12 protein-coding genes are annotated in these 15175 nt (G+C 67.6%); 5 read left to right on the top strand and 7 right to left on the bottom strand.

The window, feature by feature from the left end:
- Positions 1–55 precede the first annotated feature (55 nt).
- Complete coding sequence (gene dxs / locus B7R24_RS08250; protein WP_116418504.1) at positions 56–1996, top strand: 1-deoxy-D-xylulose-5-phosphate synthase; 1941 nt, start codon at positions 56–58, stop codon at positions 1994–1996.
- Between the two features lie 124 nt (positions 1997–2120).
- On the opposite strand, the gene B7R24_RS08245 is transcribed toward dxs, so the two are convergent.
- The 4 genes from B7R24_RS08245 to B7R24_RS08230 form a co-directional block, all read right to left on the bottom strand.
- Positions 2121–4256: a 3-hydroxyacyl-CoA dehydrogenase NAD-binding domain-containing protein gene (locus tag B7R24_RS08245; RefSeq protein WP_116418503.1), complete on the bottom strand. Its 2136-nt coding sequence runs from the start codon at positions 4254–4256 to the stop codon at positions 2121–2123.
- 17 nt (positions 4257–4273) lie between these two features.
- Positions 4274–5482, bottom strand: coding sequence for a thiolase family protein (locus B7R24_RS08240; RefSeq protein WP_116418502.1), 1209 nt, complete (start codon positions 5480–5482; stop codon positions 4274–4276).
- Positions 5483–5563: 81 nt separating this feature from the next.
- Positions 5564–6745 (bottom strand): HRDC domain-containing protein, encoded by a 1182-nt coding sequence (locus tag B7R24_RS08235; protein ID WP_253259359.1) that lies wholly within the window; start codon positions 6743–6745, stop codon positions 5564–5566.
- Between the two features lie 79 nt (positions 6746–6824).
- Entirely contained in the window at positions 6825–7421 is a 597-nt protein-coding gene (locus B7R24_RS08230; protein WP_116418501.1) for a DUF3000 domain-containing protein, read from the bottom strand.
- Positions 7422–7509: 88 nt separating this feature from the next.
- Here B7R24_RS08230 and B7R24_RS08225 point away from each other — a divergent pair, with 88 nt between their 5' ends.
- On the top strand, positions 7510–8718 hold the full coding sequence (locus tag B7R24_RS08225) for an alpha/beta hydrolase family protein (protein WP_116418500.1): 1209 nt from the start codon (positions 7510–7512) through the stop codon (positions 8716–8718).
- Here the strand turns inward: B7R24_RS08225 and B7R24_RS08220 are convergent.
- A complete protein-coding gene (locus B7R24_RS08220) occupies positions 8715–9158 on the bottom strand; it encodes a SufE family protein (RefSeq protein WP_172582753.1) in 444 nt (147 codons plus the stop codon). The two genes, B7R24_RS08225 and B7R24_RS08220, sit on opposite strands and share 4 nt — an antisense overlap.
- Positions 9155–10060 (bottom strand): sulfurtransferase, encoded by a 906-nt coding sequence (locus tag B7R24_RS08215; protein ID WP_116418498.1) that lies wholly within the window; start codon positions 10058–10060, stop codon positions 9155–9157. The genes B7R24_RS08220 and B7R24_RS08215 overlap by 4 nt, the downstream gene beginning before the upstream one ends.
- Positions 10061–10122: 62 nt before the next feature.
- Here B7R24_RS08215 and zapE point away from each other — a divergent pair, with 62 nt between their 5' ends.
- Together zapE and B7R24_RS08205 are read left to right on the top strand one after the other, a co-directional pair.
- Entirely contained in the window at positions 10123–11160 is a 1038-nt protein-coding gene (zapE, locus tag B7R24_RS08210; protein ID WP_116418497.1) for a cell division protein ZapE, read from the top strand.
- A 203-nt stretch (positions 11161–11363) separates the two neighbouring features.
- Positions 11364–12671 (top strand): ammonium transporter, encoded by a 1308-nt coding sequence (locus B7R24_RS08205; protein ID WP_116418496.1) that lies wholly within the window; start codon positions 11364–11366, stop codon positions 12669–12671.
- 72 nt (positions 12672–12743) lie between these two features.
- Here the strand turns inward: B7R24_RS08205 and B7R24_RS08200 are convergent, their stop codons facing one another.
- A complete protein-coding gene (locus B7R24_RS08200) occupies positions 12744–14441 on the bottom strand; it encodes a long-chain-fatty-acid--CoA ligase (RefSeq protein ID WP_116418605.1) in 1698 nt (565 codons plus the stop codon).
- 461 nt (positions 14442–14902) lie between these two features.
- On the opposite strand from B7R24_RS08200, the gene B7R24_RS08190 reads away from it, so the two are divergent.
- Positions 14903–15175: DUF3072 domain-containing protein (locus B7R24_RS08190; protein ID WP_116429909.1), on the top strand; the 273-nt coding region annotated here is incomplete at its 3' end.

The following is a 15175-nucleotide window of genomic DNA, read 5'->3' as shown; positions in this document are numbered from 1 at the left end:
GACTCGGGGAGCGCCCGATTGTGGGCGCCTTCCCGATTTCGAAAGGTGGCACCTCGTGACCCTTCTCGAGCAGATCCACGGGCCACGGGACCTCGACGCGCTGAGTGCCGAGCAGCTGGTACAGCTGGCGGCCGAGGTGCGTGCCTTCCTGATCTCAGAGGTGTCGAAGACGGGTGGGCACCTGGGGCCGAACCTCGGCGTGGTCGAGATGACCATCGCCATCCACCGGGCCTTCCACTCACCGCACGACGCGATCGTGTTCGACACGGGCCACCAGTCGTACGTGCACAAGCTCCTGACGGGTCGCCAGGACTTCAGCCGCCTGCGCGAGAGTGACGGCCTCGCCGGCTACCCCCAGCGCTCGGAGAGCCCGCACGATGTGGTCGAGAGCTCGCACGCCTCCAGTTCGCTGAGCTGGGCCGACGGCATCTCCCGCGCCTTCACGATGACCGGCCAGGGCGACCGGCACGTGGTCGCTGTCGTCGGCGATGGCGCCCTCACCGGAGGCATGACGTGGGAGGCCCTCAACAACATCAGCGACGACAACGACCGCAACCTCGTGGTCATCGTCAACGACAACGGCCGCTCCTACGCCCCCACGATCGGTGGCATGGCCCGCTACCTCAACTCCGTGCGCACCGCGGCCGCCTACCGCGACCTGCACCACTCCAGCGAGCGGTTGTTCGGCCATTTCGGTGCCGCGGGGCGCGCCATCTACCGCGGTGCGCGGGGCGGGATGCACGGGTTCCTCGCTCGGCTCACGAACAATGAGGCGCTCTACTCCAACCTCGAGATCAAGTACATCGGCCCTGTCGACGGGCACGACGTCGTCGCGATGGAACAGGCCCTGCACCAGGCCAAGGAGTACCACGGACCGGTCATCGTGCACGCCATCACCGAGAAGGGCCGCGGGTATCAGCCCGCCCGCGACGACACCGCCGACCAGTTCCACGCCGTCGGCCAGATCGACCCCGAGACCGGCGAGCCGATCGGCGGGCCGAGCGTCGGTCCGTCGTGGACGAGTGTGTTCAGCGACGAGATCGCCAAGCTCGCCGCGACGAACCCGAAGATCGTGGGCATCACCGCCGCCATGCTGCGGCCCACGGGTCTGCACAAGATGGCCGAGCGCTTTCCAAAACGCGTGCTCGACGTCGGCATCGCCGAGCAACATGCCGTCACCAGCGCTGCTGGCCTGGCATTCGGTGGGCTCCACCCCGTCGTCGCGCTCTACGCCACCTTCATCAACCGTGCCTTCGACCAAGTGCTGATGGATGTCGGTCTGCACCACGCCGGCGTCACGTTCGTTCTCGACAGGGCCGGTGTCACCGGGCCCGACGGCCCCAGCCACCACGGTATGTGGGATCTCGCCATCCTTCAGGTCGTGCCGCACATCCGGCTCAGTGCTCCCCGCGACGCCGAACGACTGCGCGAGGAGCTGGCCGAGGCCATCGCCGTCGACGACGCCCCGACCGTCGTGCGCTTCCCGAAGGGCCCGGCCGGAGCCACCATCGACGCTGTCGAACGCCTCAGTGACGGTGTGGATGTTCTGCGGCACGCTCCGCAGAAAGACGTGCTCATCGTCACGGTCGGCCCGTTCGCGTCGATGGGTCTGCAGGTCGCCGAACGCCTGGCGGCCCAGGGCATCGGAGCGACGGTGATCGACCCGCGCTGGGTCGTGCCCGTCGCCCAGAGCCTGATCGAGCTGGCGGCGTCACACCGCCTGGTCGTCACGATCGAAGACGGCGTGCGGGTCGGTGGCGTGGGAACACGCATCCGGCAAGACCTCCGTGCGGCCGGCGTCGACACCGCTCTCACGGAGCTGGGACTGCCCGACGAGTTCCTCCAGCACGCCTCCCGCAGCGAGATCCTCGAGCGGGTGGGCCTCACCCCGCAGCACATCGCCCGCGACATCGTGGCACAGGTCATCGGCAGCAAGATCCCGTACGCCCGCCCCCTTCCCGACGACGCCGACTCCCGCCAGCTCGACAGCCACTGACCCGCGCGCGCGTCCGAAGTGCGCGCCCGTTTTGCGCAAAAGCACCCAAACCCGAAGGGTTGGGTGCTTTTGCGCACAATGCGCGGCTCGTGAGACGCGCGGGAGGGGGGGGTGGCGGCGGGCGCTACGCGACGCCCGCGATGCGGGGGTGGTGGAACGTGTCGCCGAAGGCGCGTTCGGAGGCACCGACGCGGTCGAGGTAGGGTGTCGCGCCACCCATCTGGAAGGGCCAACCCGCTCCGAGGATCATGCACAGATCGATGTCCTCGGCGGCGTGCACCACATCGTCTTCGAGCATGCGGTGGATCTCGTCGGCCAGTCCGTCTTCGACGCGCCGCAGCAGCTGCTCACCGGTCATCGGCGACGTTCCGCCCGACACGATCTTCACCGCGGTCTTGTCGAAACCCTTCACCTTGCCCTTCGCGTCGCGCTCGAAGATTCTTCCGTGCTCGGCCAGCCTGTGCAGGTTGGTGCTCTCGAAGAAGCGCTCCGGGAATGCAGCGTGGTGTGTGTCGAGCACGTGCGCCCCGACCTTGAGCCCCACGAGCTCGAGCAACTCGAACGACGACATCGGCAGCCCAAACGGGTCGAGCGCCGAGTCCACCACCTCGAAGGGTGTTCCGGTGTCCACCGCATGCATCGCCTCGCCCAGCAGCTTCGCGAGCAGACGGTTCACGACGAAACCCGGGGTGTCGCGCGTGATCACGGCGTTCTTGCGCAGGGCGGCAGCCGTGACCATCGCGGTCGACAGCGTTGCCTCGTCTGTGAGTGGCGTGTTCACCACCTCTACCAGGGGCATCACGGCCACCGGGTTGAAGAAGTGGAAGCCGACGACGCGCTCCGGATGCGCCAGCTTCGCCGAGATGGCCTCGACAGAGAGCGACGACGTGTTGGTGGCGAGCACCGCGGTGGGGGAGATGTACTTCTCGATGTCGGCGAAGACGTCCTGCTTCACCCCGAGCTCCTCGAAGACGGCCTCGATCACCCAGTCGGCGTCGGCGAAGTCGGCCTTGTCTGTCGTGCCCGAGATGAGCGCGTTGAGCCGGTTCGCCTCGTCTGGCGAGATGCGTCCCTTCTCGAGGAGCTTCCCGATCTCACTGCGGATATAGTCGAGCCCCTTGTCGACGCGCGCCTGGTCGAGGTCGGTGATGATGACCGGCACCTTCAGGCGACGCACGAACAGCAGGGCGAACTGCGAGGCCATGAGGCCCGCGCCGATGACGCCGACCTTCGTGACCTTCTTCGCCAGCGCCCTGTCGGGAGCCCCGGCAGGCTTCTTCGCACGCTTCTGCACGAGGTTGAAGGCGTAGATGCTCGCCCGGAACTGGTCCCCGGCGACCAGATCGGCCAGCGCCTCGTCTTCGCGCTGGAACCCCTCCTCGCGGGTACCCGACTTGGCCGCCTTGAGCAGATCGAGTGCCACATACGGCGAGCGAGCGACCGTACCGATGCGCCCCTCCAGCATCTTGCGGGCGATGCCGATCGCGGCATCCCACTTCACCATGCGTTCGATGCGGCCCGGCTCGTTCGCACGCTTGACCGTGATGCGATCCGTGAGCACACCATCGGCCCAGTTCAGCGACTCCTCGAGGAAGTTCGCCGAGCTGAAGATCGCGTCGGCCATCCCGAGGTCGAAGACATCCTGGCCCGTGAGGGTGCGGTTGTTCTTCAGGGGGTTCTCGACGATCACCTTGAGGGCGTTCTCGATGCCGATCAGGTTCGGCAGGAGGTAGGCACCGCCCCAGCCCGGGATGATGCCCAGGAAGACCTCGGGCAGGGCGGCCGCCGCGATTCCGGCGTCGACCGTGCGGTAGTCGCCGTTCAGGCCGATCTCGACTCCACCGCCGAGCGCGAGCCCGTTGATGAACGTGAACGAGGGAACACCCACCTGTCCGAGCTTCGACAGCACATGGTGGCCGAGCTGGGCCATCTGCAGTGCCAGCCCGCGCGAGGAGACCGAGCCGACCTTGCTCAGGTCGGCACCGGCGGCCAGGATGAACGGCTTGCCGGTGACGGCGACCGCGTGGATCTCACCGGCGGCCGCACGGGCGGCCAGGGCATCCAGGGCCTCGCCGTACTCGACCAGGGTGACCGGTCCGAGCGTGGAGGGGCGGGTGTGGTCGCGGCCGTTGTCGAGGGTGAGCAGGGCGAGCGTCTTGCCGCTCTTCAGGGTCACGTCGCGCACGTACGAGTGCGTCACGACCTCGTCGGCAGAGAACGAGAGCAGTTCGGTGAAATCGATGTCAGCGTAGTTCGTCATGATCGTGGGAGGTCGCGTCAGCGCGACTTCTTCGCCTTCCGGTCGTAGTTCGGGTTCTCCCAGATGACGGTGCCGCCCTGGCCGAGGCCCACGCACATCGCGGTGAGACCGTACTGCACCTCCGGATGCTCGGAGAACTGCCGGGCGAGCTGGTTCATCAACCGCACGCCCGAGGAGGCGAGCGGGTGGCCGATGGCGATCGCGCCGCCGTACTCGTTCACGCGGGGATCGTCGTCGTCGATGCCGAAGTGGTCGAGGAACGACAGCACCTGGATGGCGAAGGCCTCGTTGAGCTCGAACAGCCCGATGTCGGTGATCGACAGGCCCGCCTTCTTCAACGCCTTCTCGGTCGACGGCACGGGGCCGATGCCCATGATCTCGGGCTCGACGCCCGCGAAGGCGAAGCTCACCATGCGCATCTTGGCGACCAGACCCAGCTCGCGGGCGACAGTGCCGCTCGCGAGCAGGCTGGCGGTCGCGCCGTCGTTCAGGCCCGACGAATTGCCGGCCGTAACGCGCCCGTGCGGGCGGAACGGCGTACGCAGGGCCGCGAGACCCTCCATGGTGGTCTCGGGGCGAGGTGCCTCGTCGCGCGTGGCGAGGCCCCAGCCGCTCTCACTGCGGGTGGCGACCGGAATCAGGTCGGGCTGGATCTTGTTCGCCTCGTAGGCCGCGGCGACCTTCTGCTGGCTGCGCAGAGCGTACCGGTCGGAGCGTTCCTTGGTCAGCGCGGGGAAGCGGTCGTGGATGCGCTCGGCGGTCATCCCCATATTGAGCGCATCGCTGCCCACGAGCTTCTCGGAGAGGAAGCGCGGGTTCGGGTCGGCGTCGGCGCCCATCGGGTGGCGGCCCATGTGCTCGACTCCGCCGGCGATGACGAGGTCGTAGGCGCCGAAACCGATGCCGCTGCCGAGAGTGGTGACCGAGGTCATCGCTCCGGCGCACATGCGGTCGATCGCGAAGCCGGGAACCGATTTCGGCAGCCCGGCGAGGATGGCGGCGGTGCGGCCGAGGGTCAGGCCCTGGTCACCGGTCTGGGTGGTCGCGGCGATGGCGACCTCGTCGATGCGGTCGTGCGGCACGTTCGGGTTTCGTTCGAGCAGACCCAGCATCGCCTTGACGACGAGGTCGTCTGCGCGCGTGTTCCAGTACATTCCCTTTTCGCCCGCACGCCCGAAGGGGGTGCGTACTCCATCAACGAAGACGACTTCAGATATTTCGGCCACTGTGCCTCATGCCTCTCAGATTGAACGGGTCGATCCCATGCTAGGCACACCCGAAAAACCGCCGAAATCGGTTGCTTGTTCCTACGATCCCGCTTCGACGTCATCGGTGGGCTGTTGGCGAGCTTCTACAAAGGCTTGGGCGATCGGCTGTGCGGTTAGCTCAATCTGCCAGGGTCTCGCCCCGGCCGTCTCGAGGGCCAGAGCGATGGATCGGGCCGTCACATCCGCGGGCGGAGTCCACGCGGCCCGGCGCAGCAGCTCCGGTGTGAGCAGGTTCTCGATCGGGATGCGCCGTTCCTCGCTCACCTCGAGCAGGGCCTGGCGCGCGAGCTTCAGCCGGGCATCCGCTTCGGGGTTGCGTTCCGACCAGCTGCGCGGCGGCGGCAGCGTGTCGCCCGTGCGGCTGAGCTGCGGGGGGTCGACGGATGCCCGGCCCACCTCGATCGCGGCCCACCACCGGTCGAGTTCCGAGCGCGAGGCCCGGCCTGTGAAGTCGCGCATGGCGGCGAGGTCGCGCTTCGTCGCCGGCAGCGCACGTGCCGCCGAGGTCAGCGAGAGGTCGGGGACCAGGCGCCCGGGCGCAACGTCGGTCTCGCGGGCAAGGGCGTCCCGGGCGAGCCACAGCTCCCGCGCCGCGGCGAGGTTCTTCGCCCCGCGGAGCGAATGCACGCCGGACAGCCGTCGCCACGGATCGGCCGCCACGGGCTTGGACTCCTTGTCGAGCGTCGCCTGGAACTCCTGCCGGGCGATCTCTGTCTTGCCCTGGTCTTCGAGCATGCCGACCATGATGTCGCGCACGTCAAGCAGCAGTTCCACGTCGAGGGCCGCGTATTCGAGCCAGGCGGCCGGCAGCGGGCGGGTCGACCAGTCGGCGGCGGAGTGCTCCTTGGCGATGTGGATGGCCAGGAGCTCCTCCACCACCGTTCCGAGCCCGACCCGGGGCATTCCGAGCAACCGTGCCGCGAGTTCGGTGTCGAAGATCCTCGTCGGGGCGAGGTCGACCTCACGGAGGCAGGCCAGGTCTTGCGATGCGGCGTGCAGAACCCATTCCTCGCCCGAGATGAGGTCGGCGAGTTCCCTGAACGAGCCGATGGGCGGGGGGTCGAACAGGAAGGTACCGGCACCCTGCCGGTAGAGCTGGATCAGGTAGGCGCGCTGAGAGTACTTGAACCCGGATGCCCGTTCCGCATCGATGGCGAGCGGCCCGGTTCCTGCGGCGATCTGTTGCACCGCCTCGAGGTACCCCTCACGAGTGTCGATCACGTCGCGCGCGGGGCCCCCGGGAAGGGGGAGGGAGAGAAGTGCGGGCCCCTCACTGCCTGTGGCCACGGTCTCGCCCGGTTCAGTCACGCGCCCGACGCCTGGCCTGGAGCAGACTGACTCCCTCTGCGACCGGGGGGAGTCCGGCGAGCATGCAGAGCAGCTCACCCCAGCCTTCGACGTGCGATTTCATCTGTTCGTCTCCCGGCGTCCACGACGCCCGCAATTCGATCTGGGCTCCGTCGCCCTGCTTCGCAAGCTCACCGAAACCCGACGAGATGATCTTGGTTGCGGTACCCGAAGCATGTGAATAGTCTGCACCCTTCGCGTCGAGGGCGTCGATCAACCACGACCAGGTGACGTCGGCGAGAAAGGGGTCGAGCCCGATCTCGGTCTCGAGGGGCGCCTGCACGAAGCACACCACCCGGAACGCTCCGCCCCAGGCCTCGGGCTCCTCGGGGTCGTACAGCAGAATGAAGCGACCCGTTCCGAGGTCACTGTCTGAGCCGTGCCGAAGCGGTGTCACATCGGCCGACAGCGCGAGGGAGTACGGGGCGAGAGTGCCGGGCGACGCGATCTCGTTCACCACGAGCTCCGGGCGTACGCCAGCGGTTCGAAGCGACCCGAGGGCCCGAGCGAACGCCGGCGGCAACGCCGGGCTGTTGAAGGTTTCGGACACACCGTCAGACTAGAGTTTTTTCGTGTGTCTGCTGGGAAGGCACGCCGCCTGCCCCCCTCGGCCCGGCGGCCCGTGGAAAGGTGTTCCGATGACGAATGAGCAGAGCGAGCCGCACCGGCCCCGAACGAAGACGGCGCGCGCGCGGCCCGCACCCGCGTGGGCGGTCACCGCGATCGCCGTCGGCAGCGCCCTGACCCTCGCCACCGCCGGCCTCGCCTATGTCACCGCCCGGTTCTCCCGCTCCGTCGTCATTCCCACCGACTCGGCCGACGAGACGCTCCGCATCCACGCGGTCGACCTCGAGGCCCGCACCGTCACGCTCGGTGTCTCGGCCGACTCCCTGGTGGCGGGCCGCTACAGCCTCTGGTTCGCGAACGGCACGGGTCACGCCCGCATCGGCGACATCGTCGGCGTGGCCGGTGGCCGCGTCGTCCGGAGCCTCGAGCAGGTCGACGCAGGGTCGCTGCAGGATGCCCGGTGGTGCCGTCTGGGCAGCTGGTACTACCTCGATCCGCGCGAACTCGGGCTGAGCGTCGAAGACACCACGGTCGAGACCGAACTCGGCCCGGCCCCCTCGTGGCTCGTGCCGGGGGAGTCGCGAACACGGTGGGTGATCGCGGTGCACGGTCGCGGGGTGCGCCGGGCCGAGACCATCCGGGCCCTGCCGCTGCTGCACGAACTCGGCTTCACCACCCTGCAGATCTCGTACCGCAACGACGGGGAGGCGCCCCGCAGCTCCGACGGCCGCTACGCCCTCGGCGACACCGAATGGCACGACGTCGATGCAGCCATCACGTATGCCGTCGAGCACGGCGCCACGAGCATCGTGCTGTTCGGCTGGTCGATGGGTGGGGCGACAGTGCTGCAGGCCGCGACCCGCTCGGCCCACCGCGCGGTCATCAGCGCGGTCATCCTCGACTCGCCGGTCGTCGCGTGGAGCGACACGATCGTCTTCCAGGGCCACCTCAACCACCTGCCGGAGCCCGTGTCGCAGGCGGTCATGGCGACGATCGGCAATGCGGTGGGCAAGGTCGTCACCGGCCAGGATGCTCCCATCGACTTCAAGCGCCTCGATTTCGTCGCCCGGGCCGCGGAGATCTCGTTCCCGGTTCTGATCCTGCACAGCGACGACGACGGGTTCGTGCCGTCGACCGCCTCACGCCGTCTCGCCGAGGCGCGGCCCGATGTCGTGACGCTCGTGCCGTTCTCCGTCGCCAAGCACGTGCGCCTCTGGAACTACGACCCGGTGAGATACACCCGCGCCATCCACGACTGGATCGTGGCCCACCGGCTCTAGGCCGCGTGCATCCGTTCTCTCACCTGGCGTTTGGTCCGGCCGAGCATCGCGGTCATGCCGCGTACGCGCAGCGGCGAGACCGCCTCCATCAGACCGATCATCTGCGGAAAGTCGTCGGGCACCGCCAGAACCTCGGTCGCGGTCATCCCGGCGAGACCCTGGGCGAGGATCGACGCGAACCCGCGCGTGGTCGGCGACTCCTTCGGCGCCGTCGCGTGCAGGTGCACCACGTCGGCGTCGTCGACCTCCACGAAGATGAACACCGGCGACTGGCACTCCTCCACACGCTCGAGAAGGTCGGGATGCTCGGCATAGCGCTCGGGCAGAGCGGGCAGCTCGTTCGAGAACTCCAGCAGCATTTGCAACCGCTCCTTCAGCGTGAGCGCGAGAAAGTCGTCACGGATCTCGGCCAGGGCGTCCGGCAGTTCGGCACCGCTCACGCGAGCGGAGCCTCGCCGCGTTCGGCACCCTTGGTGATGGGAACGCGCACCGCGGAACCCCATTCGGTCCACGACCCGTCGTAGTTGCGCACGCCCTCGAAGCCCAGCAGGTGGGTCAGCACGAACCAGGTGTGGCTCGAACGCTCGCCGATGCGGCAGTAGGCGATGACATCGTCATCGGCGGTGAGGCCCAGGCCCTCGCGGTAGATCGCGTTGAGGTCGGCCAGCGGCTTGAACGTGCCGTCTTCGGCCGCGGCCTTCGCCCACGGCACGTTGTGCGCACTGGGGATGTGGCCGGCTCGCAGCGCCCCCTCGTCGGGGTAGGCCGGGGCCGTGGTGCGCTCCCCGCTGTACTCCTCGGGCGATCGCACATCGATGAGAACACCGCCCTCGTCGAGGTGGTCGAGCACGTCGTCTTTGTAGGCGCGGATCTCCACATCGCTTCTCTCGGCGATCGGGTATTCGCGCGGAGTGATCTCCGGCTCGTCGGTGGTCACCGCGCGGCCCTCGGCGATCCACTTGTCGCGCCCGCCGTCGAGCAGGCGCACGTCTTCATGACCGAACAGGCTGAACACCCAGAGCGTGTACGCGGCCCACCAGTTGCTCTTGTCGCCGTACATCACCACGGTCGAGTTGCGGTCGATGCCGCGGCTGCCGACGAGCTCGGCGAACTGCTCACCGAAGATATAGTCGCGCGTCACGGGGTCGTTGAGGTCGGTGTGCCAGTCGATCTTGACAGCGCCTGGGATGTGACCGGTCTCGTACAGCAGAACGTCTTCGTCGCTCTCGACGACGACGAGGTCGAGGTCGCCCAGGTGTTCCGCCAGCCATTCGGTGCTTACCAGGCGATCGGGGTGGGCGTACTCGGCGAACTTCGGTGTGGTGTCGTTCTCGACAGCCATGCTGTACCTCCTGTGGCGGCCGGGCGGCCGGGTCTTCGTTTCGTGCGCTTTAATACTCAGTGATGACAACTGACAGCGGCAGTACAACTATTCCATTGCGCCTCGTCGATCTGCGGCCCACCCTGAGCGGGCCGGAGATGGCCGCCGTACTCGTGCCACCGCGCCAGTTTGACACGGCTTCGTTCGACTCCTACCGCCCCGACCGCGATTACCCGTCACAGGGCGAAACGCTGCACCGGGTGCGCGACTTCAGCCAGTCCTTCAGCCAGGCGAAGTCGGGCGGATTCTTCTCGCGGGCGAAGAAGCGACCGGCGTCGAAACCGGGCATCTACCTCGACGGTGGTTTCGGCGTCGGCAAGACCCATCTGCTCGCCGCGCTCTGGCACGCCGCCCCGGCACCGAAGTTCTTCGGAACGTTCATCGAGTTCACCGCTCTCGTCGGTGCGCTCGGGTACCTCGACACTGTGAAACTGCTGCAGGGGTCGAAACTCATCGCCATCGACGAGTTCGAGCTCGACGACCCGGGCGACACGATGATGATGACCCGGCTGCTCGGCGACCTGGTCGCATCCGGAACGAAGATCGCGGCGACCTCGAACACGCCGCCCAACGCACTCGGCGAGGGCCGGTTCGCGGCCCAGGACTTCCTACGGGAGATCCAGGCCCTGGCCGACCGCTTCGACATCATCCGAATCGACGGCATCGACTACCGCCGCCGCGACATCGAGGGGCACGCGGCGACGCTCGACGGTGCGGAGCTCGAGCAGGGCATCGACCGGATGACCGCGGCGGGGGAGCGGTTCACCACCGACGACTTCACCGAGGTCATCCAGTACCTCGGTTCACTGCACCCGTCGAAGTACGTCAAGCTGCTCACCGGCCTCGACGCGCTGGTGCTGACCGATGTCGTACCCCTGACGAACCAGACGGATGCCCTGCGTTTCGTGGCCTTCATCGACCGCGTCTACGACGCCCAGCTGCCCATCCTGGCCACCGGAGCCCCGCTCGACAGCGTCTTCGCGGGCGACATGATGAACGGCGGATACCGCAAGAAGTACCTGCGCTCGGTGTCCCGACTGATCGCGTCGAGCCAGCGCTGAGGTTCTCCGAGAACGCTCGGCGGCCAGAAACACAGTTGTTACAAACGCATGGATCGCGTTACCTGCCCGAAACATAGATCGGACTCCGACGAAACCTCGACCCACGATGCTAAGGGCGTAGCCGAGGCACGCAGACCTCTGAAGCGGGGGATCTCTCACGCATCGGCGCACCATTTGATGTTCTAGAGAGGTAAGAGGTTCCCATGGATCCAACGATTGGTGATCTGACCACAACGGTGAACGCCCTGTGGCTGCTCGTGGCCGCCGCGCTCGTTCTGATCATGACCCCCGGCGTGGCATTCTTCTACGGCGGCATGGTCAAGGCCAAGAGTGTCGTCAGCATGATGATGATGAGCTTCGGGGCCATGGGCCTGGTCGGGGTTCTCTGGGTCATCTACGGTTATGGCTTCGCGTTCGGCACGGTCGCGGGCGACACCTCGAACGACCTGATCAAGGGCGTTCTGGGAAACCCGAGCGGGCAGTTCCTGCTCGGTGACCTGGTTTCGGCACCCGACGGTTCCGGCGCGAACCTCTACGGCCTCGCGTTCGCCGGCTTCCAGGCGACCTTCGCCATCATCACCGTCGCGCTGATCTCCGGAGCCATCGCCGACCGCGCCAAGTTCGGCTCCTGGATGCTCTTCGCCTTCCTCTGGGTGACGATCGTCTACTTCCCGGTCGCCCACTGGGTGTTCAACTTCACCCTCACCGACGGCGCCACCTCCGACGGCGGCTGGATCGTGTTCGGCCTCGGCGTGAACGACTTCGCCGGTGGTACAGCGGTGCACATCAACGCCGGTGCGGCGGGTCTCGCGCTCGCTCTCGTTCTCGGCAAGCGCATCGGATTCCAGAAGGGCATCCAGAAGCCGCACAACGTGCCTCTGACCCTGCTCGGCGCCGCTCTGCTCTGGTTCGGCTGGTTCGGCTTCAACGCCGGTTCCGAAGCGGGCGTCGACGGCACCGCGGCCCTGGCCTGGATCAACACGCTCGCCGCTCCCGCCGCCGCCATTCTCGGCTGGCTGATCGTCGAGAAGTTCAAAGACGGCAAGCCGACCTCCATCGGTGCAGCCTCCGGTGCAGTGGCCGGTCTCGTCGCCATCACCCCGGCCTGCAACATCCTGACGCCCGGCTGGGGCATGGTGCTGGGTCTCATCACCGGTGCGATCTGCTGCCTGGCGATCGAGCTAAAGTTCAAGCTCGGCTTCGACGACTCGCTCGACGTCGTGGGCATCCACCTCGTCGGTGGAATCATCGGAACCCTCTACATCGGTATCTTCGGTACCGGAATCGGCCTGATCGACCGCATCGCCGCCGGTGACTCGAGCCCGCTCAGCCAGCTCGGTGCCCAGGCCGTCGGTGCCGGCGCCGTACTGATCTACTCGTTCGTCATCGCCTACGTGCTCGGAACGATCATCCAGAAGACGATCGGCTTCCGCATCAGCAACGAAGACGAGGTCGCCGGTGTCGACACCGTCGTGCACGGCGAGGAGAGCTACGCGCTCGACTCCGCATAGACACTGAACACAGCACGAAGCCAGGCGTCTCTCCTTCGACGGAGGGGCGCCCGGCTTCGTTGTGCGTGGGCCTCAGCCCGCGGCCCGCATCAGGTCGTCGCGCACCTTCCGGCGCAGCACCTTGCCGATCAGCGAGGTGGGCAGCTCCTCGACGACCACGATGCGCCGGGGAACCTTGTACGCCGTGAGGTGCTCCCGGCAGAAATCGCGGATGGCCGCCTCGTCGAGCGTCGCACCGTCGGCGAGCACGACCGCGGCGACCACCTCTTCGCCGCCGTGCTCCCCGGGCATCCCGACCACGGCCACGTCTGCCACGCTGCGGTGCTGGCGAACGGCGTCTTCGACCTCGCTGGGCGAGACATTGAACCCGCCGGTGATGATGAGCTCCTTGATGCGGTCGACGACCGTCACGAAGCCATCGACGTCGATCGAGACGATGTCGCCGGTGCGGAACCAGCCGTCATCGATCAGTACCTCGCGCGAGGCATCCGGCTTTCGCCAGTAGCCCTGGAACACCTGCGGGCCACGGAGCAGAAGCTCCCCGGCCTCTCCGGTCGGCCGCTCGCTGGTCGGGTCGTCGGGGTCGACCACCTTCGCCTCGGTGCTCGGGAACGGCACGCCGATCGTTCCGGCGCGCCGGGTGGGCCCCACGGGATTGCCGAGTGCGACGGGAGATGTCTCGGTGAGCCCGTAGCCCTCCACGAGCATCCCGCCCGTCACCCGCTCCCACAGCTCGACGGTCTCGGGCGGCAGGTTCATCGCACCCGAGATGGCGAACCGGATGCCCGACAGATCGGTTCCGCGCTGTTCTGCCGCCTCGGCGAGCCTGCGGTAGATCGGCGGCACGGCCGGCAGGAAGGTGGGCGGATGCTTCTTCGCGGCATCCAGCACCAGGTCGACATCGAAACGCGGCAGCAGCACGAGCCGGGAGCCCGTGCTCATGGCGAAGGTGAGGCAGAGCGTGAGCCCATAGGCGTGGAACATCGGCAGCACGCCGTAGACGACCTCCCGTCCCTCCACCAGGCCCGGCAGCCAGGCGCGGCCCTGGAGCGCATTCGCGTGCAGGTTGAAGTGGCTCAGGATGGCGCCCTTGGGTGTGCCGGTTGTGCCGCTCGTGTACTGCAGCAGGGCAACATCGTGAAGCCCGGGGCGCGGGCGCGACGTCCTGATGCGCGGGCCCTCGACGAGCGAGCGCCAGTCGATCGTGCGGCGCACCTTCGCGTGCAGGCTCTGCCGGGCGGCCCTCGCCTTCGCGATCGGCAGTCGCAGCGCCAGGCGCTTCGACAGCGGCATAGCCTGCGTGAGGTCGACCGACACCACATGCTCGAAGGCCACGTCGTCGGGCATCTTCTGGATGGTCTCGACCACCCTGTCCCAGGCGATCACGACCGTGGCGCCGTGGTCTTCGAACTGGTGCCGCAGCTCACGCGGGGTGTAGAGCGGATTGTGCTCGATCACGATCGCTCCGAGCCGCAGCACGGCGTAGAACGCCACGATGTGCTGCGGACAGTTCGGCAGAACGAGGGCGACCCGATCGCCGTGCTCGACGCCGAGGCGGCGGAGGCCCTCGGCCGCCCTGTCGATCTGGTCGCCGAGCTCACGGTAGGTCGTCACGCGGCCGAAGAACTCGAGCGCGGGCGCGGGGCCGAAGCGCTTCACCGACGACTCGATGAGGTCGACGAGCGAGCCGGTGGGCAGCTCGATGTCGTCGGGGACCCCCTCGGCGTAGCTGTCGAGCCAGGGCCTCGGGCGTACTTCTTCAGTGCTCATCTGTTCCGTGCCTTCCGTCGGCTTCGTCGCCGGCCCCATTCTGCCTCAGCGTGTTCTGGGAAAGCTGCCGGTGCGCTTTGACGGGTCACGGGCGGCTCAATAGTGTGGGGGTCACGAGTGCTGCAGAGGCCAGCGCCACTGAGAGACGAGGAACGAAGACACGGGACTTCTCGACAACGCGAAAGAGGCTGCCGAAGCAGCCGGTGAAAAGGTCAGCCGCTCCTTCGAAGACGCCAAGGGCCGCGTCTCCGACAAGGCCGACGAGGCCAAGGCCGACGCCGAGGTGAAGAAGGCGGAGCACAACCGCGACGCCACCGAGGCGAAGAACGAATTCAAGGAGAACCTGCGCGACTGACCTCCCGCGTTCTCCCCAGCGGGGCCTCGGCGGCGCACCTCGTGCGCGCTGTCAAGGCCCTGCTTCTTCGTGGGCGAGTGTCGGTGGCCTGTTTTAGTCTGGCGTCATGAGCGACACGAACCAGAACGAGAACCCGTCCGATCCCTCCGACACCGAAGACACCGCAGCCGCAGCCCCCGGCGCAACCGGCGGCGACGTGCTGGGTGGCGACCGCCCCGACCCCTCCACCTCGGCCAGCAAAGATCCCAGCGAGTGGGTCACGGGCGACGAGCCGATGACCGGCCCGCAGCGCAGCTACCTCGACACGCTCGCGCACGAGGCCGGCGAGACGCTGTCTGCCGACCTGAACAAGGCCGAGGCCTCCGAGCAGATCGACCGT

Origin of the sequence: Subtercola boreus (genome assembly GCF_003399645.1) — a bacterium.
Lineage (GTDB): Bacteria > Actinomycetota > Actinomycetes > Actinomycetales > Microbacteriaceae > Subtercola > Subtercola boreus_A.
This window is presented reverse-complemented; position numbering and strand designations above follow the sequence as displayed.

Coding starts and splice junctions, on each gene's coding strand:
- B7R24_RS08245 (WP_116418503.1), bottom strand. CDS start 4,256: ATGACGAACTACGCTGACATCGATTTCACCGAACTGCTCTCGTTCTCT.
- B7R24_RS08225 (WP_116418500.1), top strand. CDS start 7,510: ATGACGAATGAGCAGAGCGAGCCGCACCGGCCCCGAACGAAGACGGCG.
- B7R24_RS08215 (WP_116418498.1), bottom strand. CDS start 10,060: ATGGCTGTCGAGAACGACACCACACCGAAGTTCGCCGAGTACGCCCAC.
- zapE (WP_116418497.1), top strand. CDS start 10,123: ATGACAACTGACAGCGGCAGTACAACTATTCCATTGCGCCTCGTCGAT.
- B7R24_RS08205 (WP_116418496.1), top strand. CDS start 11,364: ATGGATCCAACGATTGGTGATCTGACCACAACGGTGAACGCCCTGTGG.
- B7R24_RS08200 (WP_116418605.1), bottom strand. CDS start 14,441: ATGAGCACTGAAGAAGTACGCCCGAGGCCCTGGCTCGACAGCTACGCC.